Genomic DNA, 25,523 nt, shown 5'->3' on the forward strand with positions numbered 1-25,523 from the left:
GACTGCCCCCCGGTGGCCGTCACCGGCACCACCCGACCGCGACCCGGTGCCGCGCCGGGCGGGCTCATGATTCCGCGCGGGCGGCGAAGCGGACCAGGGCGACCGAGCCGACGAAGCCGAGCAGGGAGAGCACCACCAGCACCGGCAACGTGGTGGCGTGCCGGTTCACCGCCGCCTCCGCGCCGACCGCGCCGAGCATGGTGGCGAGCAGCAGGTCGGCGGCGATGACCCGGTCCAGCAGCGACGGGCCCCGGTAGATCCGGGCCAGCGCCAGCAGCGCGGTGACCGACAGCAGCACGGTCAGGACGACGGCGAGGAAGACGGTCACGGTGCCTCCGTGGATTCGGTGGTGAGCTGCCGCAGTTCGGCGTCGGAGCCGACGGCCCGGACGATCCGTTCCTCGACGGCGAGGATCCGGTCCCGGCTGTCGGTCAGGTCGGCCGGTGAGCGCACGTCCAGCACGTGCACGTAGAGGACCCCGGCGTCCCGGTCCACCTCGACGATCAGGGTGCCCGGCACCAGCGAGAGCAGTTCGGCGGTGAGCGCCAGGTTCAGGTCGGTCCGGACCCGCAGCGACACCCCGATGATCGCGCCGCGCGGGCGGAAGCCGGGACGTACGGCGATGGCGGCGACGTGGATGCTGGCGCTGACCAGTTCGACGACGAAGGTCCCGGCGAGCACCAGCAGTGCCCGGGGCCGCAGCCGACCGCCGAAGGAGACCGGTGGGAGCGGGAAGAACAGCAGCACCGCCCCGCCGACCAGCAGACCGGTGAGGATGTTGGCCGGCGAGAAGTGCCCCCACAGCAGGTTCCAGACCACGACCAGCCAGCCGAGGGCGATGAGCTGGTCCCTGCGGCGTCCGGTGCGCGGCGACGACGCGCCGGTCACGGCGGGCCGCCGGGGAGGACGGCCCGCACGTACGGGGTGCGCAGGCGCAGGTCGGCGGCGGCGTCGGCGGTGACCTGGAACAGTGGGCCGGCGGCGACGGTGAGGGCCAACCCCAGCACCACCAGCGCGGTGGTGGCCCCGACCATCAGCCGGGGCAGCCGGGGCGGCGGTTCGGCGGTGGCCAGCTGCGGGGCCCGCCAGAACGCGATGTTCCACACCCGGGAGGCGGCGTAGAGGGTGAGCAGGCTGGTCACCGTCCCGGCGACGACCAGCACCCAGGGCAGCGGGCCGCCGCGCGCCACCCCCGCCTGGAGCAGGCCGACCTTGCCGAGGAAGCCGGAGAACGGCGGGATGCCGGCCAGGTTCATCGCGGGGACGAAGAAGAGCACCGCCAGCAGCGGGGTGACCCGGGCCAGCCCGCCGATCCGCCGCAGGTCGGTGCTGCCGGCCCGCTCCTCGACCAGGCCGGCGACCAGGAACAGCGTGGTCTGGATGGTGATGTGGTGCACCACGTAGAAGATCGCGCCGGAGAGCGCGGCGGCGGTGCTCAGCGCCACCCCGAAGATCATGTAACCGATGTGGCTGACCAGGGTGAACGAGAAGAGCCGCTTCATGTCCGACTGGGCCACCGCGCCGAGCACGCCGACCACCATGGTCAACCCGGCCACCACCAACAGCAGGTTGGCCACCTGACCACCGGGGAAGAGCAGGGTCTCGGTCCGGATGATCGCGTAGACGCCGACCTTGGTGAGCAGGCCGGCGAAGACGGCGGTGACCGGAGCAGGGGCCGTCGGATAGCTGTCCGGCAGCCAGGCGGAGACCGGGAAGACCGCCGCCTTGATGCCGAAGGCGAGCAGCAGCGTCAGCTGCAACGCCAGCCGTACGCCGTCGGGCAGCGCGTCGAGTCGGCCGGCGAGCTGCGCCAGGTTGAGGGTTCCGGTGGCCGCGTACACCAGCCCCACGGCGGCCAGGAAGATCATCGAGGAGAGGATGCTGACCACCACGTACGTCGAGCCGGTGCGGAGCCGGGCCTCGGTGCCCCCCAGGGTGATCAACACGAAGCTCGCCGCGAGCAGGATCTCGAACCCGACGAAGAGGTTGAACAGGTCACCGGCGAGGAACGCGTTGCAGATCCCGGCGGTCAGCACCAGGTACGTCGGGTGGAAGATGCTCACCGGGGCGGATTCGCTGGTCTCCCCACGGCCCTGGCCGATCGAGTAGAGCAGCACGCAGAGCGTGACCGCCGAGGAGACCACCAGCATCAGCGCGGCGAGTTCGTCGGCGACCAGCACGATGCCGACCGGTGCGTGCCAGCCACCCACCTCGGTCACCAACGTGCCGTGCCGGTGCGCCCAGACCAGCAGCAGCACCGCGACGGCCAGGTTGGTGCCGAGCGCGACCACGCTGACGGTGCGCTGCACCCGGGGCCGGTTCACCAGGATCAGGGTGAGCGCGGCACCGAGCAGCGGCACCACCACCGGCAGCGGGAGGATGCGGGTCATCGCTCACCGTCCGACCGGCGCAGTCGTCGCTGCGGCGGCTCCGGGTCCACCTGTTCCGGGTCGTCACCGGGCCCTTCGCCGCCGAGGTCGGCGTTGGCCACCTCGTTGCGCGCGGCGAGTTGGACGATCTGCTGGTCCTCCACGTCGTCCTGGACCTCGTCGTTGCCGCTGAGATACCAGCTGCGGTACGCCACGGCGGCGAGGAAGGCGGTCAGCCCGAAGGTGATCACGATGGCGGTGAGCACCATCGCCTGCGGCAGCGGGTCGCTCATCTCCCCGACCGGGCCGGTGCCGACCACCGGAGCCCCGCCGGACCAGCCACCGACCAGGATGAGCAGGTTCACCCCGTTGCCGAGCAGGATGACACCGAGCAGGATCCGGGTCAGGCTGCGCTCCAGCAGCAGGGTCACCCCGGTGGCGGCGAGCACGCCCACGGCGACCACCAGCACCAGCGTCGGTCCCGCCCCGCTGTCCCTCACCGTCGGTCCCCCTCGCGGTCGACCACGAGTCCCCGTTCGGACTTACCGGCCGCCTCGATGTGCCGGTCGATCTCGGCCCCGAGACTGCGCAGGATGTCCAGCATCAGCCCCACCACGATCAGGTAGACGCCGATGTCGAAGAAGAGCGAGGTGACCAGGTACGGCCCGCCGAGGCCGGGCAGCGGCAGGTCGACCTTGGCGCTCTCCAGCACCGCCCCGGTGGTCAGCAGGGCGACCACCCCGCTGCCGACGGAGATCCCCAGGCCGGCGCCGAGCACGGTGCCCGCCCCGACGGGGGCCGCCTCGGCCAGCTCGTACCGGCCGCCGGCCAGGTAGCGCACGGCCAGCGCCAGGCTCGCCACCAGGCCGCCGGCGAAGCCGCCGCCGGGCGCGTTGTGGCCGGAGAAGAGGAGGAACAGGGAGAAGAGCACGATGGTGTGGAACAGCAGCCGGGTCACCACCTCGAAGACGATGGACCGGCGTCGCTCGTGCAGGGTCGCCCCGCCGTGCAGCCAGACCGGCCGGTCGTCACGGCGGGGTGAGGACAGCTCGACCCGGCGCGGTCGCGGCCCGGTGCGCGAGCGCTCGAAGATCAGGCTGGCCACCCCGGTCGCCGTGACCACCAGCACGGCGATCTCTCCCATGGTGTCCCAGGCCCGGATGTCCACCAGGATCACGTTGACGACGTTGCGCCCGTGCCCCTCGGCGACGGCGAGCGCCGGGAAGGCGGTGGAGATGGGCATCGCGGTACGGGCCCCGGAGGCGATCAGCGCCAGACCGGCCAGCACCACCCCCACGGCGATGCCGAGCAGGCGGCGGGCCCACCGGCTGCGGCGCAGCGGCCGGGCGGAGAACCGCTCCGGCAGTCGCCGCAGCACCAGGACGAAGACGGCGATGGTGGCGGTCTCCACCAGGAACTGGGTCAGCGCCAGGTCGGGTGCGCCGTAGAGCACGAACAGCATCGCGGTGCCGTAGCCGGTCACCCCGACGAGCAGCATCGCGGTCAGCCGTCGCCGGGCGTTGACGGCGAAGACGGCCGCGGCCCCGATGACCACTCCGACCACCAGTTGCAGTGGGCTGTCCCAGACCACGATCCGGGTCCGCCAGGGGCTCGTGCTGGCCAGGGCGGTGCCCGGCACCAGCACCAGGGCCAGCAGGATGGTGCCGAGGTAGAGCGGCAGTGAGCCGCGCTGGGTGGCGCCGGTGACCTCGATGGCCAGCCGGTCGAACCGGTGGGTGGCCCACTCGTACCCCTGGTTGCCGTTGAACGGCAGACGCCACCGGGCCAGCGTCGGGGCGAGCGGGCCGCGCACCGTGTGCAGCAGGACCCCGCCGGCCAGCGCCAGCGCGGAGAGGCCGAGGGCGGGGGTGAGGCCGTGCCAGAGGGCCAGCTTCTCGTGCGGCGGGCCGAAGAGTTCCGCGTACGGGCCGAGCAGGCCGTCCAGCGCGGCGGCGGCGGGGCCGGCGACCAGTCCCGCCAGCGCGAGCAGGGCAGGTGGGGCGAGCATCGGCAGCGGGACCGGCCCCGGCTCGGTGGCGGCGACGTCGGGGCGGGTGGCGAAGGCGCCCCAGAGGAAACGGATGCTGTAGGCGACGGTGAGCACGGTGCCCAGGACCAGCCCGGCCAGCAGCACCGGCCGGTCGCCCGTGGCGGTGAAGACGGCCTCCTTGGCGACGAAGCCGAGCAACGGCGGCACGCCCGCCATCGAGGCGGCGGCGAGCGTGGCGACCACCGCCAGCACCGGTGCCCGACGACCGAGGCCGGAGAGTTCCCGCAGGTCGCGGGTGCCGACGTCGTGGTCGATGATGCCGACCACGAGGAACAGCGCCGCCTTGAACAGGGCGTGTGCGAGCAGCATCGCCAGCCCGGCGAGCGCGGCGTCCGCGCTGCCCGTCCCGATCGTCACGGTCAGCAGGCCGAGTTGGCTGACCGTGCCGTACGCCAGCAGCAGTTTCAGGTCACACTGGCGCAGCGCCGCCCAGCCGCCGACGATCATGGTGACCAGGCCGAGGGTGAGCAGCACGGGACGCCACGGGCCGACGTCGGCGAGCGCCGGGGCGAGCAGGCCGATCAGGTAGACGCCGGCCTTCACCATCGCCGCCGCGTGCAGGTAGGCGCTGACCGGGGTGGGCGCGGCCATCGCCACCGGCAGCCACCCGTTGAACGGCACGATCGCCGACTTGGCGAGCGCGCCGGTCAGGACCAGCAGCACCGCGACGACAAGCGTCCCGCCACCGGGCAGCGGCGCACCGGCGATCTCCGACCAGCGGTAGGTGCCGGCGTGCCCGCCGAGGATCAGGAAACCGAGCAGCATGGCCAACCCGCCCATGGTGGTGACGGTCAGCGCCTGGGCCGCCGCCCACCGGCTGGAGCGTCGCTCGGTGCTGTGCCCGATGAGCAGGTAGGAGAAGACGGTGGTGAGTTCCCAGAAGACGTAGAGCAGCAGCAGGTCGTCGGCGAGGACCAGGCCGAGCATCGCCCCGGCGAACGCGACGAGCACCGCGACGAACCGGGACAGCCCCTCCGAGCCGCGGACGAAATACCCACCGCAGTAGACCAGGACCAACGCGCCGACCCCGCCCACCAGCAGGGTCATCAGCCAGGACAGCGTCGTCATCCGCAACGCCACGTCGAGGTCCAGCTGACCGATCCAGTGGTACGTCTCGACGACCGCGCCGCCGGCACGGACCGTCGGGGTGCGGGTCAACGCCCAGCCGAACGCCGCGGCGGGCACCAACGCGAGCGGGTAGCAGGCGCGTGGCCCCCACCACCGGACCAACAGGGGCGCGAGGAGCGCCGCCACCAGGTGGAGGAGTAGCAGTACGAGCACGCGTCCTCCCGTCGAACTGGCGGCGCGCACCGGGCGAGATGTCCCGGCCAGACCGATCACACGCCAGTTCAGCCCTTTATGGGCGGTTTTGGAAGAATCCGCGTCGAGACCCGGGCAGGGATGGGTGGGGCGGGACCGTCAGGCGGGTGGGGTGTCCCCGCCGGGGAGCGCGGGGGCCAGGTCCCGACGGGGCTCGACCAGCAGGTCGGGGCGGCCGAGCTGGAGGGCCACCTTGTCGACCACCCGCTGGGCGACGGCGAGCGAGCGCACCGGGAGCAGCTTGCCGCGACTCTCCCGGCGGAGCACGAAGTAGTGCACGGCGACCCGCACCTGACCCCGGTCGGCGGCGCTGGACTGGGCGGTGGAGACGACCAGCTCCCGCAGGCTGTCGGCGAGACGCTCGGCCAGTTCGAGCTCGGGGCCGCGCAGACTGGTCCGCAGGGCGGTGAGGTGACCTTCGACCTTGCGGATGAGCACGTCGGTGCCGGGCATGGGGCCACGTTCCTCGACGAACATCCGGTTCCTTTCACCCAAAGCTGCGTTCCGGGAGAAGTTACTTTATGTTGTGGCCCACATGCAAGCAGTTAAGTAAGGCTTAAGGCACGAAAAGTACAATGCACCTATCAGATAGCAATGCATGACAGATCACCATCCGTTCCCACGGGATGTCGCCCCGTCGAGGCAGGATGGGGGCGTGACGGGGCAGCGGGGCATGACGGGCACGGCGGGAGTGCCGGCCGGCTTCGGTCCGGCCACCCGGGAATGGTTCAGCGCCGCCTTCGCCGCACCCACCGCCGCCCAGATCGGCGCCTGGCGCTCGGTGGCCGCCGGCCGCAACGCCCTGGTGGTGGCCCCCACCGGCTCGGGCAAGACCCTCGCGGCGTTCCTCTGGTCACTCGACCGGCTGGCCGGCGCACCGCCTCCGGCCGACGCCCGGCGGCGCTGCCGGGTGCTCTATGTCAGCCCGCTCAAGGCGCTCGCGGTCGACGTCGAGCGCAATCTCCGCGCCCCGCTCACCGGCATCCGGCAGGCGGCCACCCGACTCGGCGTGACACCCCCGGACATCACCGTGGGAATGCGCACCGGAGACACCCCCGCCGACGAGCGCCGGGCCTTCGCCCGCACCCCGCCGGACATCCTCATCACCACCCCCGAGTCCTTGTTCCTGCTGCTCACCTCTGCGGCCCGGGATTCGTTGCGCGGCGTCGAGACGATCATCGTCGACGAGGTGCACGCCGTCGCGGGCACCAAACGCGGCGCCCATCTGGCCCTCTCGCTGGAACGCCTCGACGGGTTGCTGGAGCGGCCCGCCCAGCGGATCGGCCTGTCCGCCACGGTCCGGCCGATCGACGCCTGCGCCCGGTTCCTCGGCGGCGCCCGCCCGGTCGACGTGGTGCAGCCGGCCACCCCCAAGACGATCGAGGTGAGCGTCCAGGTCCCGGTAGAGGACATGACCCGTCTCGACGAGTCCGAGCAGCCCCCGGAGGACGACCTGGGTGGCCCCGGCCCGCGTCGGGCGTCGATCTGGCCGGCCGTGGAGGAACGGGTCTTCGCGCTGATCCGGGCGCACCGCTCGACCATCGTCTTCACCAACTCCCGGCGCAGCGCCGAACGGCTCTGTGCCCGGCTCAACGAGCTGGCCGCCGAGGAGCTGGCCACCGCCGAGGCCGGGCCGCCGATCGGCCCGGGTGACGACGCGGGCATTGACCCGGGCAGTGACCAGGGCGACGACGCGGGCGTCGATCCGGGCGACGACGCGGGCAGTGACCAGGGTGACGACGCGGGCGTCGACCGGCGTGGTGACCCGGGTGGGGCGCGGCGGTGGGGTGGTCCGGTGGGGCCGGTGCGGGCGCTCCGCCCTCCGGCGGAGATGCTGGCCCAGTCGGGCACGGCGGCGGGTGCGACGCCGGTGATCGCGCGGGCCCACCACGGCAGCGTCTCCCGGGAGGAACGCAAGCAGATCGAGGAGGCGCTCAAATCCGGTCGGCTGCCCGCCGTGGTGGCCACCTCCAGCCTGGAGCTGGGCATCGACATGGGCACGGTCGACCTGGTGGTGCAGATCGAGGCCCCACCCAGCGTCGCGGCCGGTCTGCAACGGGTCGGCCGGGCCGGGCACCAGGTGGGTGCGGTGTCCCGGGGGGTGGTCTTCCCCAAGCACCGGGGCGACCTGCTCTCCTGCACCGTGGTCGCGGAGCGGATGGCGGCCGGTGCCATCGAGGAGCTGCACTATCCGCGTAACCCGCTCGACGTGCTCGCCCAGCAGATCGTCGCCATGGTCGCCCTCGAACCATGGCCGGTCGGCGACCTGGCGGTGCTGGTCCGCCGCGCCGCGCCCTTCGCCGAGCTGCCCGATTCGGCGTTGCACGCCGTGCTCGACATGCTCTCCGGCCGCTACCCGTCGACCGCCTTCGCCGAGCTGCGTCCCCGGTTGGTCTGGGACCGGGCCGCCGACGTGCTGACCGGCCGGCCGGGTGCCCAGCGCCTCGCCGTCACCAGCGGTGGCACCATCCCCGACCGGGGGCTGTTCGGGGTCTTCCTGGCCGGGGCGGAGCGTGCCGCCCGGGTCGGCGAGCTGGACGAGGAGATGGTCTACGAGTCACGGGTCGGCGACGTCTTCCTGCTCGGCTCCTCGTCCTGGCGGATCGAGGAGATCACCCCCGACCGGGTGCTGGTCTCCCCCGCCCCCGGCCAGGCGGCCCGGATGCCGTTCTGGAAGGGCGACCAGCTGGGCCGACCGGTCGAACTGGGCCGGGCCATCGGCGCCCGGGTCCGGACGTTGCTGCGCCACGACGACGACACCGCACTGGCCGCGTTGCGCGCCGGCGGCCTGGACGACTGGGCCGCCGGCAACCTGATGGCGTACCTGCGGGAGCAGCAGGCCGCCACCCGCTCGCTGCCCGACGACCGGACGGTGCTGGTCGAGCGGTTCCGTGACGAGCTGGGTGACTGGCGGCTCGCGGTGCACAGCGTGCTCGGGGCCCGGGTGAACGGTCCGTGGGCGTTGGCCATCGGCCGCCGGCTGGCCGAACGGTACGGGGTGGACGCCCAGGTCATGCCCGCCGACGACGGGATCGTGGTGCGGCTGCCGGACACCGCCGAGGAGCCGCCCGGCGCGGACGTGGTGGTCTTCGAGCCCGACGAGATCGCCCAGCTGGTCGAGGAGTCGGTGGGCACCTCCGCGCTCTTCGCCGCCCGGTTCCGGGAGTGCGCCGCCCGGTCGCTGCTGCTGCCCCGGCGTGACCCGCGCCGCCGGCAGCCGCTGTGGCAGCAGCGCCAACGCGCCGCCCAACTGCTCGACGTGGCCCGCGAGTACGCCGACTTCCCGGTCACCCTGGAGGCCGCCCGGGAGTGCCTCCAGGACGTCTTCGACCAGCCCGCCCTGGCCGAGTTGATGCGCGACCTGGCCAGCCGCAGGATCCGGCTGGTCGAGGTGGAGAGCGAACGCCCGTCGCCGTTCGCCCGGTCGCTGCTCTTCGGTTACGTCGGCGCGTTCCTCTACGAGGGGGACGCCCCGTTGGCCGAGCGCCGGGCCGCCGCGCTGGCGCTGGACTCGGCGTTGCTCGGTGAACTGCTCGGCCGGGTCGACCTGCGGGAGTTGCTCGATCCGGCGGTGCTCGCCGAGACCGAACGGCAACTGCGCTGGCGCACCGACAAGCGTCGCCCGCGTGATGCCGAGGACGTGGCCGAGCTGCTCCGGGTCGTCGGCGACCTGACCGAGGCGGAGCTGGCCGAACGGGGCGTGCCGACGGACTGGCCGGCGGAGTTGGCGGCGGCCCGCCGGGCGCTTCGGGTCCGGATCGCCGGCGAGGAGCGCTGGGTGGGCATCGAGGACGCCGCCCGGCTGCGCGACGCGCTCGGGGTGGCGCTGCCGGTGGGGGTGGCCGAGGCGTACCTGACGCCGGTGGCCGACCCGCTCGGCGACCTGGTCGCCCGGTACGCCCGTACCCACGGGCCGTTCGCCGCCGCGACCTGCGCGGCCCGGTTCGGGCTCGGGGTGTTCGTGGTGGAGCAGGCGTTGCGCCGGCTCGCCGCGACCGGACGGGTGGTCTCCGGCGAGTTCGCCCCGGACAGCGTGGGCACCCAGTGGTGCGACGCCGAGGTGCTGCGGTTGCTGCGCCGCCGGTCGCTCGCCGCGCTGCGCCGGGAGATCGAGCCGGTGCCGCCCCGGGTCCTGGCCGGCTTCCTGCCCCGCTGGCAGCAGATCGGCTCGTCGGCGCGGGGGGTGGAGGCGGTGGCCGCCGCGATCGAGCAGTTGCAGGGCACGGCGGTGCCGGCGTCGGCCTGGGAGCGACTGGTGCTGCCCGCCCGGGTCGCCGACTACTCCCCCGCCCAGCTCGACGAGCTGTGCGCCGGTGGCGAGGTGGTGTGGGCCGGTTCGGGGGCGATCTCCGGCGGCGACGGCTGGATCACCCTGGCGTACGCGGACGTCGCGCCGTTGCTGCTCCCCCCGCCGGACGACGCGTGGGCCGGCACGCCGCTGCACGCCGCGGTGCTGGACGCGCTCGCCGACGGGCAGGCGCTCTTCTTCCGCGCGTTGTCCGACCGGGTGGGCTCGGCCGACGACACCGCCCTGAGCGCCGCGATCTGGGACCTGGTCTGGGCGGGGCAGCTCACCAACGACACCCTCGCCCCGCTGCGGGCGGCGCTCGGCGCGGGTGGGGCACACCGGTCCCGCCCGGCCGCCCCGCGTACCCGGTACCGTCGCCCCGGCCGGGTCGCGCTGCCCAGCCGGGGCGGCCCGCCCACCGTGGCCGGACGCTGGTCCCGGCTGCCGGAGCGGGACACCGACCCCACCCGGCGGGCCGCCGCCCTGGCCGACCTGCTGCTCGACCGGCACGGGGTGGTGACCCGGGGTGCGGTGGTGGCCGAGCAGGTGACCGGCGGTTTCGCCGCCGTATACCCGGTGCTGTCGGCGCTGGAGGAGCGTGGCGCGGCCCGCCGGGGCTACTTCGTGGAAGGGCTGGGCGCGGCACAGTTCGCGGTGCCCGGTGCGGTGGACCGGTTACGGGCGCTGGCCGATCCGACCGACCGGGCCCGGGGGCGGGGCGACGGGGCGACCACGGTGCTCGCCGCCACCGACCCGGCCAACCCGTACGGCGCGGCGTTGCCCTGGCCGGAGCGGGCCGTCGACTCCGGTGACGGCGTCGCACCGGGCACCGGGCACCGGGCCGGGCGCAAGGCCGGGGCGGTGGTGGTGCTGGTCGGCGGCGACCTGGCCCTCTACGTCGAGCGGGGCGGGCGGACGATCCTCTCCTTCACCGACGACACCGACGCGCTGGCCGCGGCCGGCAAGGCGCTCGCCGACGCGGTGCACTCCGGGGCGTTGGGGGCGATGTCGGTGGAGCGGGCCGACGGCGAGGCGGTGCACTCGTCGCCGCTGCGCGACGCGCTCACCGCCGCCGGTTTCCGCGCCACGCCCCGGGGCCTGCGGCTGCGCGGCTGACCCGGGGGCCGGTGGCGTGGCAGGTCAGGCGAGCTTGGCCAGGACGTCGTTGTAACGCTTCTGCTCGGCGGTGCTGGTCCGGGTGCCGAGGTAGTTGAGCACCACGGCCCCGGCCCGGTACGCCTTGGCCCCCCACATGTCGGTCTGGTTGGTGGCGGTCGCCTCGTCGGGGAAGACGTAGACGGAGACGGTGTCGGTGACGAGCAGCTGGGCGCAGCCGACCCCCGAACCGTTGGGGCCGCAGTCCTTGGACCGGTCGCGCACGTCGGGCACCTTCAGCCCGGCCGCCTTGAACGCGTCGACCACCTTGCGGGCGGCGGGGGCGCTCTTGTCCTTGGTCGGCATCACGAACGGTGGGGTGGAGGGGCTCTCCGACGGGGTGACACCCGGCTTCGCGGCCTTCGGTGCGCCGTCCTTCGGGGCGGCCTCGGTGGTGGCCGGGGCTTTCGACCTGCCGTCGGCCCACGCCCCGCCGTCCCGCTCGTCGGCGGGGTCGTCGCCGCAGGCGGCCAGGGCCAGGGCAAGGAGAACGGTGGCGGTCGTGGACAGGATACGAAGGCGTTTCGTCACCCCGGCAGTCTGCCGAACCGGATACCTGGCCGGCACCGGCCGGTCGGCCGATCGGGGTATCCGGTCAGTGGTAGGGCGGTCGCCGCACTAGCCTGCCGGCATGACCCCGACCGCCTGGATCTCGCTGACCACCGACTACGGACTCGCCGACGGTTTCGTGGCCGTCTGCCACGGGGTGATCGGCCGGATCGCCCCGGCGGCACGGGTGATCGACGTGACGCACCTGGTGCCGCCGGGGGACGTCCGGCGGGGCGCGGCGGTGCTCGCCCAGGTCGCGCCGCACCTGCCGTACGGGGTGCACGTGGCGGTGGTCGACCCGGGTGTCGGCACGTCCCGGCGGGCGGTGGCCCTGGTCGCGCCGGGCGGGCTGCTGGTCGGGCCGGACAACGGGGTGCTGCTGGCGGCGGCGCAGGCGTTGGGCGGGGTGACCTCGGCTGTCGAGTTGACCGAACCGGGGTGGCTGGCGGCGGAGGTGTCACACACCTTCCACGGTCGGGACGTGTTCGCCCCGGTGGCGGCCCGGCTGGCCCTCGGTGACCCACCGGCCGACGCCGGCCCGGAGGTCGACCCGGCGACCCTGGTCACCCTGCCCCCGCCGGTGCTGCGCCGAGAGGCCGACGGGTTCACCGCCGAGGTGCTCACCGTGGACCACTTCGGCAACGTGCAGCTCGCCGCCGGGGCCGACCTGCTGACGTCGCTGCCCGAGGCGGTGGAGGTCGCCGGCCGCCCGGCGGTACGGGGGCGGACGTTCGCTGACGCGCCGGCCGGGTCGTTGGTCGTCCTCGTCGACTCCGCCGGCCTGGTGGCGGTGGCCCGTAACGGCGGTCGGGCGGTGGACCTGCTCGGGGCCGCCCCGGGTACGACGGTCACGGTGCGGGGACGTATCAGGGGGTGAGCTGCGCTCCCTGCCCGGCGTCCGGTATGGAATGCTGCTGCGGTGGGTGAAGTGTGGGTTCCGGTGGGTTGTCCCTGTTGTGCGTCCCGGACGGGTGGCGGCACCTGCCCGGTCTGTTTCTGGACCGATGACGGCCAGGGTGACGCCGACGCCGACGTGGTGCGGGGCGGCCCGAACGGTGAGCTGAGTCTCACCCACGCCCGGCTGAACTTCGCCGTGTACGGTGCCAGCCACCCCCGCTACCAGGACATGGTCCGCCCGCCCCGCCCGGACGAGCGGCCCTGAGCCGACCGCCTCGACGCGCCGGGGGCGGCGACGTCAGGGCGGCCCGGTCCGTTGCCGGGGCACCGGTCAGCAGGGTGACACGGTGCCGCCGTACACGGTGGACACGTACGCGTGGCTGACGTACTGGCCGCCGGCCAGCCGGTTCCACCGGTTGGTGGTCCGGTACGGCCCGACGACCGTCTGCCCGTAGACGTAGCACTGGATCGGCACGTCGGCGTGCGTGGCGGCGAGTCCCCGGACGGGGTACGAGATGCCGGGGCCGGTACGGATGTTGAGCGGGCCGGAGCCGATCACGCCGCGCGGGCCGGAGCCGGTCCACAGGTACGTCACGTCGACCCAGGCGTTGTCGGTCAACAGCAGGCCGTCCCAGAAGGTGCCGTCGGCGAGGTCGATGCCGGCGGGGTTGAGCACGGTGCGACCGAACTGGTCCTTGCCGCCGTGGTAGCCGTTCTGGTAGGCGGCCTGCGCCTCGGGTAGCCCCTGTGGCAGGTCCTTCCAGTTCTCCCGGACGGCGGCGGGGTTCCAGTAGTCGTCCCGGGTGTTCCACGGGCCGACGTCCCAGACCGGCGCGTACTCGCAACGGCTGCCGCTGGTGGTGCAGACCCGCACGGTGTAGTCGCCGCTGTCGAGCGGGGAGAGCCCGCGCCGCGACGGCAGCGCGACGAAGTGGTCGCGGGGTTGGATGGTGCGGCCGTTGGCGGTCACCCCGCCGACCTCGCCCTCCCGGGTGGCGAAGACCCGGTAGCTGCGGACGGTGGTGGGAGGGGGCACTTGGACGGCGATGCTGTCGGCGGTGAGCCGGACCGCGCGTACCGAGGCGGCGGCCTTCGGGTCGCGGGTGGTGAGCAGCACCCGGGCCTGGACCCGGGTGACCGGCCGGTCGAAGACGGCCGGCACGGTGCCCGCCTCCCGCCACTCGGTCCAGCCGGCGGCCCGCCAGCCCCGGACCTGGATCTGGACGCCGGTCCCCGGGGGCGCTTCGGCGGTGAAATCGGCGCGGACCCGGGTGGTCGGGCCGGCGAGGATGCGCGCGGGGGTGAGCAGGGCGCCCTCGGCCACCGGTGCGGCCAGGGCGGCGGGCCGGTTCCGCCTGGTCGGACGGGTGTCGGCCAGACGCAGCCGGCCGGCACCGGACCGGACGTTGACGTCGTCACCGCCGCCGACGGCGAGGTCGACGGACCAGCGTTCACCGCCGGCCGTCGCGAGCGGGTCGACGGCGGACCGGGACCGGTCGGAAGCGGACCGGTCCAGCGCGGGGTGGCGGGGTGCGGCGGACGCGGCGGCCGGGGTGAGACCACCGGCCAGGGCCAGGGTCAGCAGACCGACCAGCAGGGACGACGGGGTACGGCGAGAGCCGAAAGACATAGGATTCTCCTCACAACCCCCCAATAGTGCTTTTTTCATAGATCGATAGGAAGCACCCTACAAATAGCGACACATGCGAATTCTGTTCGGACGAGGGAGAATGCCGGGGTGCCCGAAGGTGACACCGTCTGGAACACCGCCCGCGTCCTGCACCGGGCGCTCGCCGGGGCCGGGCTCACCGGCAGCGACTTCCGGGTGCCCTCGCTGGCCACCACCGACCTGACCGGCTGGACGGTGCGCGAGTCGACCAGCCGGGGCAAGCACCTGCTGCTCCGGCTGACCGCGCCACCACAGACGTCGCCGACCGCCGCCTGGACGCTCCACTCCCACCTGCGGATGGACGGCACCTGGCGGGCGTACGCCCCGGGGGAACGGTGGACGGCCCGGCCGGCGCACCTGATCCGGGTGGTGCTGCGCAGCCCGAAGGCGGTGGCGGTCGGCTACCACCTGCACGAACTGGCCCTGCTGCCCACCGCCGAGGAGGAGAGCCTGCTCGGACACCTCGGCCCCGACCTGCTCGGCGACGACTGGGATCCGGACGAGGCGGTCCGCCGGCTCGCCGCCGTACCCGAGGCGACCATCGGCGAGGCGCTGCTGGACCAGCGCAACCTGGCCGGGGTCGGCAACCTCTACACGTGCGAGCTGTTGTTCCTGCGCGGGCTCTCGCCGTGGACGCCGGTCGGCGCGGTGCCCGATCTGGCCGGCACGGTGGCCCTGGCCCAGCGGCTGCTCGCGGCCAACCGGGGCCGGTGGACCCAGAGCACCACCGGCTCGCTGCGTCGGGGACAGACCAGCTACGTGTACGGCCGGCGGGCCGAGCCGTGCCGCCGGTGCGGCACCGCCATCGGTCGGGAGGAGCTGGGCGAACGGGTCACCTACTGGTGCCCGACCTGCCAGCCGCCGCCCACCACGACCCCGGCGGCCCGTTGAGCCGGTCCGCGACGACCAGCGCCACACCGGGGTCGCCTCCCGCCTGACGGGACGACACGCCAGACACGGACGAATGGGTAATTCCTATCCGGCCATCCACGTCGCATGCTGCGTTTGAGTGCTCACCGTTCGTCACCACCGGACGCGACCGCCCGCCACGCCGGGGTGGCGGTCGGCGCGTCCCCGCGCCCGGGGAGAGCCATGGCCCTGTTCCGCAGACTGCTACCCCACTGGACGACCCGAGTGGTCCGCGCCGACCGTCCGGTCCCGCCCACCGTGCCGGCGGCCCGGACCGGTGGGCCCGATCCCACCCCGGCGAGCCTGGACCCGGCCGCCGTTCCGCGCTGCTTCGGCCAGGTGCCGAACTTCGCCGGCAGCCCGCGGCCGGTCCTCGACCCGCAGGGCCGGGTGATCGCCGGCACCGGCCTGCGCAAGTTCGTCGACGCGCTCCCCCTGCCCGGCCCGCTGGGCCGCAACGAGCTGGGCGGGTACCTGCCGGTCGCCACCCCGGACACGGTCAGCTGGCCGGGCTGCGACTACTACGAGATCGGGCTGTCCGAGTACACCCAGCGGCTGCACCGGGACCTGCCCACCACCCGGCTGCGCGGCTACCGCCAGCTCAACCAGGGCACCGACCCGGACGGGCACAACACCGTCGCCCCGCCGGAGCGGCCGTACCACCTCGGCCCGCTGATCATGGCGCGGCGGGGACGCCCGGTGCGGATCAAGTTCATCAACCAGCTCCCCACCGGCCCGGCCGGGGACCTGTTCCTGCCGGTGGACACCAGCCTCCCGGGGGCCGGGCCGGGGCCACTGGACGGGCCCGCGCCCTACCCGCAGAACCGGGCCGTGCCGCAGCTGTCCGGCGCGCACACCGGGTGGATCAGCGCCGGCAACCCGTGGCAGTGGGTGACCCCGGCCGGCGAGATCACCCCGTACCCGACCGGACCGGGGCTGACCCACGTGCCGGACATGCCACCGCCGGGGGCGGGGGCCACCACGCTCTACTACCCGAACGCGCAGAGCGGGCGGCTGATGTGCCTGCACGACAACACCCTCGGGCTGTCCCGGTTGACAGTCCTCTCCGGCCAGTTCGCCCTCTACCTGCTCACCGACCCGGCCGAGGAGGAGCTGGTCGCCGACGGGGTGCTCCCCGCCGACCAGGTCCCCCTGGTGATCCAGGACCGGACCTTCGTCCCCGACGACGCCCAACTCGCCGCCGAGGACCCCACCTGGGACCGGGACCGCTGGGGCACCCGGGGCGGCCTGTGGCACCCGCACGTCTACCAGCCCCGGCAGGACCCGTACCGGGACTCCGGGCGTAACCCCACCGGACGCTGGGACTACGGCCCGTGGCTGCCCGGCGTCGACGGCCGGGACACACCCCGGGTCGGGCCGGTGGGCAACCCGCACCACGATCCGGTGGCCGCGCCGCAGGAGCCCCCTCGGGCCCCCGGGGTGCCGCACCCCAGCGCCGTGCCCGACGCGTACGGGGACACCATGCTGGTCAACGGCGTCGCCTACCCGTACCTGCGGGTGCGGCCGACGGCGTACCGGTTCCGGATCGTCAACGCCTGCGCCGACCGGGCCCTCAACCTCCAGCTCTACCGGGCCCGCTCCGACGGGCCGATGTGGCGGGCCGACGGGAGCCTCGCCGACGCCGACGCGGGCGAGGTGCCGATGGTGGACGCCGTCCGCGCCCCCGGCCGGCCGGCGGACTGGCCCACCGACGGCCGGGACGGCGGGGTGCCCGATCCGGCCGCCGCCGGCCCGCCCATGATCCAGATCGGCAACGAGTGCGGGCTGCTTCCCGCACCGGTGGTGGTGCCGAACCGCCCGGTCGGCTACCGGTACGACCGACGCGACCCGACCGTGCTCAACGTGGACTCGGCCGCGTTGCTGCTCGCCCCCGGGGAGCGGGCCGACGTGATCGTCGACTTCTCCACCCTGCCGCCCGGCGCGACGGTGCTGCTCTACAACGACTGTCCGGCCCCGCTGCCCGGTTTCGACCCCCGCTACGACCGGCACACCGACGCCCCGGACCACCGCGCCGATGGCGGCGGCCCCGGCACCCTGCCCGGCTACGGCCCGAACACCCGTACCGTGCTCCAGTTCCGGGTGACCGGCACCCCGACCCGCCGGTACGACCCGGACCGGCTGGCCGACCGGCTGCCCGCCGCGTACGCGGCCAGCCAGCGGCCACCGGTCGTGCCGCAACCGGCCTACGACCGGGCGTTCGGCACCGGCACCGGGCGGGGCGTCGTCGCCCCCGCGCACGCCACCTCGGTCACCTTCACCCCGCCGGGCGGTACCGGGCCGATCACCCTACCGATCCAGGTGAAGACCGTCGGGACGGTCTTCGAACCGGAGTACGGGCGGCGGGCCGGCCGGCTCGGCGTGGCCCACCCGACCGCCGGTCCGCTCGGCCCGACGACCCTGCCGCTCGGCCCGGTCGACCCGGCGACCGAGATCCTCGCCGCGGCCGACCCGACCGTCGGGGCGGGCGAACCCGCCGACGGCATCCAGCTGTGGCGGATCAGCGGGACCGGCCGGCAGACCCACCCGGTCCGCTTCGACGGCTGCGACGTGCAGGTGGTCAACCGGATCGGCGGGGACGGCACGGTCCGCGCCCCGGACGGCGGCGAGCTGGGCTGGAAGCAGACCGTCCGGGTCAACCCGGCCGAGGACGTGGTGGTGGCCCTCCGACCGGAGGTGCCGCCGCTGCCGTTCAAGGTCGCCGACAGCCTGCGGCTGCTCGATCCGACCCGACCGGCCGGGGTCCGGATCGGCGCGACCCCGGTCAGCCCGCTGGACGGTCGGCCCACGGCGGTGGTCAACCAACCGGTCAACCTGGGCTGGGAGTTCCGCTGGTCCAGTGCCGCGGCGGGGCTGCGGGACCTGGGCATGAGCCGGCCGCTGGTGCTGCGGGTCTCGCCCCGCGCGCCGACCGGGCTGACCGCGACCCCGGTGCCCGGCTCGGCGACCGCGCTGCCGGCGATCGCGCTGGCCTGGACGGGCAACGGCAGCCGGCCGGCGGCCACCAGCCACCTGCTCCAACGGGCCACCGACGCCACCTTCACCACCGGACTGACCACGATCACCGTGGCGGCCACGGCGACCCGCTACACCGACGCCACGATCACCCCGGGCGTCACCTACCACTACCGGATCCGGTCCGAGAACGCAGCCAGCTGCTCGGCCTGGTCGAACAGCAGCCCGGCGTCGGTACGGCTGCCCGCGCCGAGCGGGCTGGTCGCGGCGGTGCCGGCGGCGGCGCCGCTGCGGGTGGCGTTGCGCTGGGTGAACCGCTCCTTCGCCACCGGTCTCGACGTGCAGCGGGCCACCAACCCGACCTTCACCAGCGGTCCGGGCACCACCGCCGTCCCGGTGACCGACCACCACCTCGACCCGGCGGTCGCCCCGGACACCACGTACTACTACCGGGTCCGGACGACGTACCTCGGTGCGGCGTCGCCGTGGTCGACAGTGGCGACGGTGGCCACCCCGCCCGTGCCGGAGCTGCCGACCGGCCTCGCCGCGACGGTCGGTGTCTCCGCTTCGGACACCGCAACGGTGTCGTTGAGCTGGGCGGCGAGCATTCCGCCCGGTCCGGGGGCGGGGTTCGTGGTGCAGCGCGCGATGGACCCGCAGTTCCGCCGGGAGGTGGCCAGCTTCACCGTCACCGGTCGGAGTTTCACCAACACCGGCCTGACCCGGGGCGTCACCTACCACTACCGGGTCCGCTCGTTCAACGTGGTGGGCAGCTCCCCGTGGACCAGCCCGGTGCCGGTCAGCCCGCCCGGTTGAGGTCGGCGGGTGCGCGGGCCGGGCGGGCCACCGGGGGCGGCGATCAGGCGGCGGGGCCCCAGTGGGTGGAGGTACGCAGCGGATCGCCGACGGTGCGCAGCTCGGCCAGGGCGGAGGCGACGCCGTGCAGCAGGTCGGTCGCCTCCATCAACCGGGCGGCGGCCGGATCGGCGACGACCTCCGGTTGGGCGTCCTCGGCGACGTAACCGGCGGCGGCAGCCACCAGCCCCTCGTACGCGGTCACCCCGCTGACCAGTTGGTCGAGCAGGGCCCGGTGGGCCTCGGCGAGCCGGGGCCGCGCCTCGGCCGGGGCCAGCCTCAGGGCGCGTTCCACGCCGGCCGTCCGGTCGGCCAGGTCCCGCAACGAGCGGTCGGCGGTGGCGGCCTCCAGCACCGCCGGCTCGGCGAGGCCGGTCAACCGGGGCGCCAGCCCGGCCAGGGTGAGCGCGGCCCGGTCCAGCCGGACCCAGGAATCGGCGGCGGAGGTGCCGCGCAGCGCCAGCCGGGAACGGAACCGGCGGGCCTCGGCCAGCACACCGGGGCCGACCGGAAGCCGTTCGACGGCGGCGACCAGCCGGGCCCGGGACCGGGCGGCGGCCTCGGCGGGGTCGAGGGCGGGCGGGACGGGGCGGGCGGCGAACGCCCGCAGGTCGACCCAGCGCCAGGCGGCCAGCGCGACGGCGCTGCCCGCGGCCCCGGCCCAGGCCGCGTCGGGCAGGCCCAGCCCCGCGTACGGGGTCAGCACCGCCGCCGCACCGGTGAGCCCACCGGCCAGGACGCTCCATCGTCGGGCGGAACGCCGCAGCCGGCCCAGTCGACGGAAGTGTCGCGTACGTTCGTCGGCCACCCGTACCTCCTCGTGCCGGCCGTTCAGCCGGCGGTGCTGTCCCCGACGCCGCGGTCGCGGCTCATGCTGGCCCGGAGCTCGTCCAGCCGGGCGGCGGCGGCCGGGTCGGCCGGCTGGGCCTGCTGCTGTGCCGACGGCTGCTCCTGCCGGCCACCGAGCTGGTCACCGGCCATGCTGGCCCGGATCTGCTCCAGCCGGGACGAACCGGCGCTGTCCAGAGTCGACTTCTGGATCTCCAGCATCCGTCCCTCGACGGAGTTGCCGGCCAGCTCGGCCCGGCCCATCGCGTTGGCGTAGCGGCGCTCGATGCGGTCGCGCACCTCGTCCAGCGAGGGGGTGTTGGTGGGCGCGGTCAACGAGGACATCGACTCCAGCGACCGGGCCACGGACTCCTGCATCTTGGCCTGCTCCAGCTGGCTGAGCAGCTTGGAGCGCTCGGCCAGCTTCTGCTGGAGGATCATCGAGTTGTTCTCGACCGCGCGCCGGGCCTGGGCCGCCGCGCCGAGCGCCTGGTCGTGCAGGGTCTTCAGGTCTTCGGTGGCCTGCTCGGCGGAGACCAGCTGGGTGGCGAGCACCTGGGCGGACTGCTCGTAGCGGCCGGCCTCGGCCTCGTCGCCCTTGGCCCGGGACTGGTCGGCGAGGACCAGCGCCTGCCGGGCGTTGCCCTGGAGCCGCTCGACCTCGGTCATCTGCCGGGACAGCTTCATCTCCAGCTGACGCTGGTTGCCGATCACCGCCGCCGCCTGCTGGACCAGCGCCTGGTGCTGGCGCTGCGCCTCCTCGATGGCCTGCTGGATCTGCACCTTCGGATCGGCGTGCTCGTCGATCTTGGCACCGAAGAGCGCCATCAGGTAGTGCCAGCCCTTGACGAACGGGTTCGCCATCTCCGCGGTATCCCCTCAGTAGCGTCGCTGCGCCTCGGCCACACCGGGGGCCGGACGGGCCGCACGGCACGCCCCCCATCGTCGCAGTCGGACGCCAGCAGGGCCGTTCGTACCGCGGGGAGCGCTCCGGCAGCCTGCGATCAACACTACGCGGCGCCGGCCAGCCCGGCCACGGGACCGGACGGTGGTCAGGCGGCGCAGACCACGTCGCGGTCGGTGGGACGGACCCGGGCGCTCCGCAGGGTGGCCTTGAGTGGGGAGTCCTGGCGGACCGAGACGGCGACCGCCCCATCGGTGGTGACCTGGCGCACACCCCGGCCGGTGGCCTTGCGGACGGTGCCGGCGGTGGCCGGCTCGTCCTGCACCGGCATGAGCACGCCCGGCAACTGCTCGGCGAGCGCGACGGTGTCGCTCACCTCGCGCAGCAACTCGGACAGGCGGGCGCCGAGCGCGTCGCAGATGGCGGCCAGCAGCTCGCTCGAGGGTTCCTTCTGACCGCGCTCGATCTCGGACAGGTAGCCGAGGCTGACGTTGGCGGCGGTGGAGACCTCGCGCAGGGTGCGGTGCTGACCCTGGCGGCGCGCGCGAAGTGCGTCACCGATCACCCGGCGTAGCAGGACCATCGCACCTCCCCCTGACGGGATTCACTCTCCGGGCGGATGAACGCCCGCGCCGGACGCGGTCCACCGCGCCGCCGCCGACGCCGTACGTCGGAGCCTTCCCGCAACCGTACCCGTTGGTCGGCCCGGCGACATCCCACCCCGCCTGTCGGATCTGGACAAGGCCGGTCACCGCCGGCCCGTGCCGGCCGGGGGGACACCGGCCGCAGACCCCGGGGGCAAGCCCGGTCCGGCCTCCGGGAAGGCTAGGTGAATCCGTGCCGCGAGCAGGCGTAACGCCTCGATCACGGTGGCCGCCCGGATGTGGTCCCGGCCCCCGTCGAGGTCGAATCGACGGACGACCGGGCCACCCGGTCCGGCCACCGCGACATAGACCAGACCGACAGGTCTGCCGTCCTGCGGCTCGGGACCGGCCACCCCGGTGGTGGCCAACCCCCAGTCGGCGTCGCAGCGCCGCCGGCCGCCCTCGGCGAGGGCGACGGCCACGTCCGGATCGACCGGTCCGCGTTCGGCCAGCAGTTCCTCGGGTACGTCGGCCAGCCGCGCCTTCAGTTCCGTGGCGTAGGTCACCAGTCCGCCCCGGTAGACGGCGCTGACCCCGGCGATCTCCACGAGCGCGGCGGCGAGCAGCCCACCGGTCAGGGACTCGACGGTGGCCAGGGTCTGCCGGCGCTCGTGCAGGCTGTGCACCACGCCCGCCGCCGGGCTGCCCACCGGCCGCTCGTGCCTCGCGTCGGTCCCCATGCCGCCCTCCTTCCCCGGTGTCACCCCACCACCCATTCTGTCCCGCCCGATCACCGGTGTCCGGCACCGGGCGATCCGCGTCGGTGGGCGGATCAGCCGGCTCGATGGGCAAGGTCAGGCCGTCAGACCGGCGTCCCGGGCGAGCAGGGCGGCCTGGACCCGGTCGGCGACGCCGAGCTTGGCGAAGACGGCCGAGAGCTGGTTGCGCACCGTCTTCTCGCTGAGCCCGAAGTGCCGGGCGATCCGGGCGTTGGTGTCACCGGCGGCCAACCGCCGCAGGATGTCCCGCTCCCGTGGGGTGAGCCGGTCGAACGGGGGCGGCAGCTCGACCGGCTGACGGCGCAGGCTGGTCAGCACCTGCGGGCCGACCCGGGGGCCGAGGACGAGCCCGCCGCCGGCCACCGTGCGCAACGCGTCGACGATCACGTCCGGGTCGGTGTCCTTGAGCACGTAGCCCTGGGCGCCGGCCCGCAGCGACCGGCTGACCACGTCCTCGTCGTCGGCCATGGTCACCATCAGCACCCGGATCTCCGGTCGGGCCTGCACGATCCGCCGGGTCGCCTCCACGCCGTCGCCGTCCGGCAGCGCCACGTCCATCGCGACCACCCCCACCGGCTCGGTCGACGCGATGCCGATCGCCTCGGCGCAGGTGGCGGCCTCCACGACGCCGTCGACCCAGGTCTCCCCCTCCAGCATGGTCCGCAGCCCCCGACGGACCACCGGGTGGTCGTCCACGATCAGCACCCGGAACCGCCCCGACGTCGCCCCGGCGGCGCTCACCGCCCCGCCCGTTCCTGTGCCACGCCGCCATCCTCCCGGCCGACCGGACCGTCCGGCGACAGCCGGACCGGCGTGTCGTCACCCGACAGCGCCGGCGCGTCGTCGGCCGGCAGGACCGGCGCGTCGCCGGCAGCCGGCGGGACCGACGCGTCGCCGGGCGGCGGGAGGGGGAGCCGGACCCGGACCAGGGTGCCGTGCGGCGAGCGGTCGACGATCTCGCAGTCGCCACCCAGCTCGGCGGCGCGTTCCCGGATCGAGTCCAGGCCGACCCCACCGGGTCGGCGGGCGACGATTCCGGTGCCGTCGTCGGACACCTCCACGACCAGCGCCCGCCCCCGGCGCACCACCACGTCGCAGCGGGTCGCCCCGGCGTGCCGGGCCGCGTTGGCCAGCGCCTCGCCGACGATCCGGTACGCCGCCACCTCGACGGCGGCCGGCAACCGGTGCAGTTCGTCCTCCGCGCTCAGCAGGACCGTCAGGTTCGGGCCGTCGAAGCGCTGGCACTCCGAACGCAGCGCCGACTCCAGCCCCCGGTCCAGGGCCGCCGGACGCAGCTGGTCGACCAGCTGACGCACCTCCCCGGTGCAGGTGAGCAGGTCGTCGGCGAGCCCGTCGAGGATGCGGACCAACCGGTCCTGGTCGGCGGCGGCCAGCTTGCGGGCCGCGCGTACCTGCATGGACATCCCGGCGAAGGTGGGACCGAGACCGTCGTGCAGGTCCCGGCGCAGCCGGCGGCGCTCCTCCTCCCGCGCCGTGACCAGCCGCTCCCGCGAGTCGCGCAGGTCGCGGATCAGCCGGGCGGTCGCGGCGGCCACCGAGGCGTGCAGCGCCACGTCGCTGAGCAGTCGTCGCTCGACCGAGGTGAACCGGGTGCCGGGCGCCCGGTGGGCCACCACCAGCCGGCCGACCCGCTCGCCGTGGGTCACCATGTCGAACCTCTCCACCGAGGTGGTGGCCTGGCCGTGCGCGGCGTGCACCGGCCGGGGCGGCCCGTCGTCGGCGTCGTCCCCACCGAGCTCCACCGCCACGTACGGCACCTGGAGCGAGCGGGCGATGGTGCCGGTGAGCAGCGGCAGCACCGCCTGCGGCTGCACCGTCCGCTCCAACAGGTCACCGAGGCGGGCCAGCACCGCGTACGGCTCGTCGCGGTCGCCGTAGAGCAGCCGGTTGACCCCGCGCTGCACCCGGTGCCGCAGCGGTTCGAAGGTCACCGCGATCAGGCCGGTCGCCACCAGGGAGGCGTTCGAGGTGTTCCCGCGCAGCACGAGGTCCCGCAGCAGCGCGACCGCCCCGACGAAGGCGGCGATCACCAACAGGCTCATCACCAGCCAGACCAGGGACCGGTTGATCACCTGTTCCAGCCCGTATAGCCGGTAGCGGAGCACCGCCAGGGTCATCGCACCCGGAATCGCGATCACCATCAGCAGCCACGAGCCGGAGAGGTTGAGCCAGTCCAGCAGGAGACCGAGCAGGAACAGCGCACCGGCGGCCAGCAGGCAGGCCAGTTGCTGGCGGGCCTCGCCGGCGGCCCGCCGCCAACGCCGGGCCAGCGACACCAGCACGGCGGCCACCAGCAGCACTTCGACCGCGATGGTCAACAGCGCGACCCGGACCAGCAGCCGCGCGGTCGGGTCGGCGGCCGGCGTGGCGGACAACAGCAGGCCCCGGGGGTCGCTGGTCGCGGCCACCGCCAGCGCGACGGCCGCCACCCCGGTCGTGACCACCAGCCCGACGGCGACCGGACGCCACCGCCGGCCGGGCAGCCGGCCGTCCGGGAAGACCAGCAGGGCCAGGAAGATCAGGCCGTACGGCGGCCACCAGAGCCACTGGCTCAACCAGGCCAACGGGGTGACCGTCCACCAGCTCAGCGCCAGCACCGCCACACCCGCGACGAGACCGGCCGCCACCATCAGCCGACCGACCGGGTGGCGGGGCACCCCGGCGAGCACCAGACCGCCGAGCGCGGTGAACGAGATCGCGATCGCGCCGGTCAACGCCGCCGGCCCGGCCGACGCCGGGTACGGGTCACGCCACTGCCCGATCAGGACGAGCACGGCGACGACCAGGCCCACCGCCGCCAGGACCCGACGGGGGGCGGACAGTGGTCCGGTGGTCGACGGCACGGCAGGCCCTCCGGGTGGTCGTCGGTCGTGGGTGTCGGGTGGTTCAGTCCGCCCAGCCGGCGGAGTGCGCGAGGTTGTGCAGCCAGTTGCCGCTGTCGTGCTCGAGGTGTTCCGGCAGGGCGTCGAGGTCGCGGGCCAGCTCCGGGCCGTCGAGGCGGGGCAGCTCGGCCAAGGCCTGCTCCAGCGAGATCCGGGACCGGGCGAGCACGTCCGGGTGGCTGCGGGCGTACTGCGCCACGTGTGCGACGACCGCCGTCAGCCGTTGCCGGACCGCCTGCGGTTGCGCCGGTGCGGCACCGGCGTCGAGCGCCTCCAGCCGCCAGCCGGCGGCGAAGACCGGGTGCAGCCGGCGACCGGTGGCGTCGAAGAACTCGACGGCGCCGGCGAGCTTCTCGTCGTGATCGACGGTCGCCAGCAGTTCGGCGAGGTTCTGGTAGACGTGGCAGAACGTGTCGTTGGTGGCGATCAGCAGAATCCGTCGGTCGTCGCCAGCGCTCAGGGTCATGATCACTCCTCGGATGCCGGTGCGC

General features: G+C 74.4%; 20 protein-coding genes. 5 read left to right on the forward strand and 15 right to left on the reverse strand.

Annotation, left to right across the window (positions count from 1 at the left end; translation table 11 throughout):
* Positions 1-64: 64 nt before the first annotated feature.
* The 6 genes from ACIG87_RS23470 to ACIG87_RS23495 all read right to left on the reverse strand — a co-directional run bounded on the left by ACIG87_RS23470 (position 65) and on the right by ACIG87_RS23495 (position 6,216).
* On the reverse strand, positions 65-328 hold the full coding sequence (locus tag ACIG87_RS23470) for a monovalent cation/H+ antiporter complex subunit F (protein ID WP_396853217.1): 264 nt from the start codon (positions 326-328) through the stop codon (positions 65-67).
* Positions 325-888, reverse strand: a complete 564-nt coding sequence (locus ACIG87_RS23475) for a Na+/H+ antiporter subunit E (protein WP_396853218.1) — start codon at positions 886-888, stop codon at positions 325-327. The genes ACIG87_RS23470 and ACIG87_RS23475 overlap by 4 nt, the downstream gene beginning before the upstream one ends.
* Positions 885-2,390, reverse strand: a complete 1,506-nt coding sequence (locus tag ACIG87_RS23480) for a Na+/H+ antiporter subunit D (protein ID WP_396853219.1) — start codon at positions 2,388-2,390, stop codon at positions 885-887. Before ACIG87_RS23480 ends, ACIG87_RS23475 begins: the two co-directional genes overlap by 4 nt.
* Entirely contained in the window at positions 2,387-2,869 is a 483-nt protein-coding gene (locus tag ACIG87_RS23485) for a Na(+)/H(+) antiporter subunit C (RefSeq protein ID WP_396853221.1), read from the reverse strand. The genes ACIG87_RS23480 and ACIG87_RS23485 overlap by 4 nt, the downstream gene beginning before the upstream one ends.
* The gene (locus tag ACIG87_RS23490; RefSeq protein ID WP_396853222.1) at positions 2,866-5,700 is read right to left on the reverse strand and encodes a Na+/H+ antiporter subunit A; all 2,835 of its coding nucleotides are present in this window, start codon (positions 5,698-5,700) and stop codon (positions 2,866-2,868) included. Before ACIG87_RS23490 ends, ACIG87_RS23485 begins: the two co-directional genes overlap by 4 nt.
* A 138-nt stretch (positions 5,701-5,838) precedes the next feature.
* Positions 5,839-6,216: a hypothetical protein gene (locus ACIG87_RS23495; protein ID WP_396853223.1), complete on the reverse strand. Its 378-nt coding sequence runs from the start codon at positions 6,214-6,216 to the stop codon at positions 5,839-5,841.
* A 196-nt stretch (positions 6,217-6,412) separates the two neighbouring features.
* Here ACIG87_RS23495 and ACIG87_RS23500 point away from each other — a divergent pair, with 196 nt between their 5' ends.
* Positions 6,413-11,143: a DEAD/DEAH box helicase gene (locus ACIG87_RS23500; RefSeq protein WP_396853371.1), complete on the forward strand. Its 4,731-nt coding sequence runs from the start codon at positions 6,413-6,415 to the stop codon at positions 11,141-11,143.
* Positions 11,144-11,167: 24 nt separating this feature from the next.
* Here the strand turns inward: ACIG87_RS23500 and ACIG87_RS23505 are convergent, their stop codons facing one another.
* Positions 11,168-11,713 carry a hypothetical protein gene (locus tag ACIG87_RS23505; protein ID WP_396853225.1) on the reverse strand — a complete coding sequence of 182 codons (546 nt, stop codon included), beginning with the start codon at positions 11,711-11,713 and terminating at the stop codon, positions 11,168-11,170.
* Positions 11,714-11,813: 100 nt separating this feature from the next.
* Here ACIG87_RS23505 and ACIG87_RS23510 point away from each other — a divergent pair, with 100 nt between their 5' ends.
* The gene (locus ACIG87_RS23510; protein ID WP_396853227.1) at positions 11,814-12,608 is read left to right on the forward strand and encodes an S-adenosyl-l-methionine hydroxide adenosyltransferase family protein; all 795 of its coding nucleotides are present in this window, start codon (positions 11,814-11,816) and stop codon (positions 12,606-12,608) included.
* 42 nt (positions 12,609-12,650) lie between these two features.
* Positions 12,651-12,893, forward strand: coding sequence for a CPCC family cysteine-rich protein (locus ACIG87_RS23515; protein ID WP_396853228.1), 243 nt, complete (start codon positions 12,651-12,653; stop codon positions 12,891-12,893).
* 66 nt (positions 12,894-12,959) lie between these two features.
* Here the strand turns inward: ACIG87_RS23515 and ACIG87_RS23520 are convergent, their stop codons facing one another.
* Positions 12,960-14,258 (reverse strand): hypothetical protein, encoded by a 1,299-nt coding sequence (locus tag ACIG87_RS23520; RefSeq protein WP_396853229.1) that lies wholly within the window; start codon positions 14,256-14,258, stop codon positions 12,960-12,962.
* A gap of 108 nt (positions 14,259-14,366) precedes the next feature.
* On the opposite strand from ACIG87_RS23520, the gene ACIG87_RS23525 reads away from it, so the two are divergent.
* Positions 14,367-15,188, forward strand: a complete 822-nt coding sequence (locus ACIG87_RS23525; protein ID WP_396853230.1) for a DNA-formamidopyrimidine glycosylase family protein — start codon at positions 14,367-14,369, stop codon at positions 15,186-15,188.
* 201 nt (positions 15,189-15,389) lie between these two features.
* Positions 15,390-18,995, forward strand: coding sequence for a fibronectin type III domain-containing protein (locus ACIG87_RS23530; protein WP_396853231.1), 3,606 nt, complete (start codon positions 15,390-15,392; stop codon positions 18,993-18,995).
* Positions 18,996-19,038: 43 nt separating this feature from the next.
* Here the strand turns inward: ACIG87_RS23530 and ACIG87_RS23535 are convergent, their stop codons facing one another.
* The 7 genes from ACIG87_RS23535 to ACIG87_RS23565 all read right to left on the reverse strand — a co-directional run bounded on the left by ACIG87_RS23535 (position 19,039) and on the right by ACIG87_RS23565 (position 25,498).
* The gene (locus ACIG87_RS23535; RefSeq protein WP_396853232.1) at positions 19,039-19,842 is read right to left on the reverse strand and encodes a hypothetical protein; all 804 of its coding nucleotides are present in this window, start codon (positions 19,840-19,842) and stop codon (positions 19,039-19,041) included.
* A gap of 23 nt (positions 19,843-19,865) precedes the next feature.
* The gene (locus ACIG87_RS23540; protein WP_396853233.1) at positions 19,866-20,726 is read right to left on the reverse strand and encodes a PspA/IM30 family protein; all 861 of its coding nucleotides are present in this window, start codon (positions 20,724-20,726) and stop codon (positions 19,866-19,868) included.
* A gap of 188 nt (positions 20,727-20,914) precedes the next feature.
* Positions 20,915-21,349 (reverse strand): helix-turn-helix domain-containing protein, encoded by a 435-nt coding sequence (locus ACIG87_RS23545; protein WP_396853235.1) that lies wholly within the window; start codon positions 21,347-21,349, stop codon positions 20,915-20,917.
* A gap of 165 nt (positions 21,350-21,514) precedes the next feature.
* The gene (locus ACIG87_RS23550) at positions 21,515-22,090 is read right to left on the reverse strand and encodes a CinA family protein (RefSeq protein WP_396853236.1); all 576 of its coding nucleotides are present in this window, start codon (positions 22,088-22,090) and stop codon (positions 21,515-21,517) included.
* 114 nt (positions 22,091-22,204) lie between these two features.
* Positions 22,205-22,870 carry a response regulator gene (locus ACIG87_RS23555; protein WP_396853237.1) on the reverse strand — a complete coding sequence of 222 codons (666 nt, stop codon included), beginning with the start codon at positions 22,868-22,870 and terminating at the stop codon, positions 22,205-22,207.
* Positions 22,867-24,993, reverse strand: coding sequence for a sensor histidine kinase (locus ACIG87_RS23560; protein ID WP_396853238.1), 2,127 nt, complete (start codon positions 24,991-24,993; stop codon positions 22,867-22,869). Before ACIG87_RS23560 ends, ACIG87_RS23555 begins: the two co-directional genes overlap by 4 nt.
* 43 nt (positions 24,994-25,036) lie before the next feature.
* Positions 25,037-25,498 carry a hypothetical protein gene (locus ACIG87_RS23565; RefSeq protein ID WP_396853239.1) on the reverse strand — a complete coding sequence of 154 codons (462 nt, stop codon included), beginning with the start codon at positions 25,496-25,498 and terminating at the stop codon, positions 25,037-25,039.
* Positions 25,499-25,523 lie beyond the last annotated feature (25 nt).

The sequence above is a fragment of the Micromonospora sp. NPDC051925 genome, assembly GCF_044548625.1.
In the GTDB taxonomy this organism is placed as follows: Bacteria; Actinomycetota; Actinomycetes; order Mycobacteriales; family Micromonosporaceae; genus Micromonospora.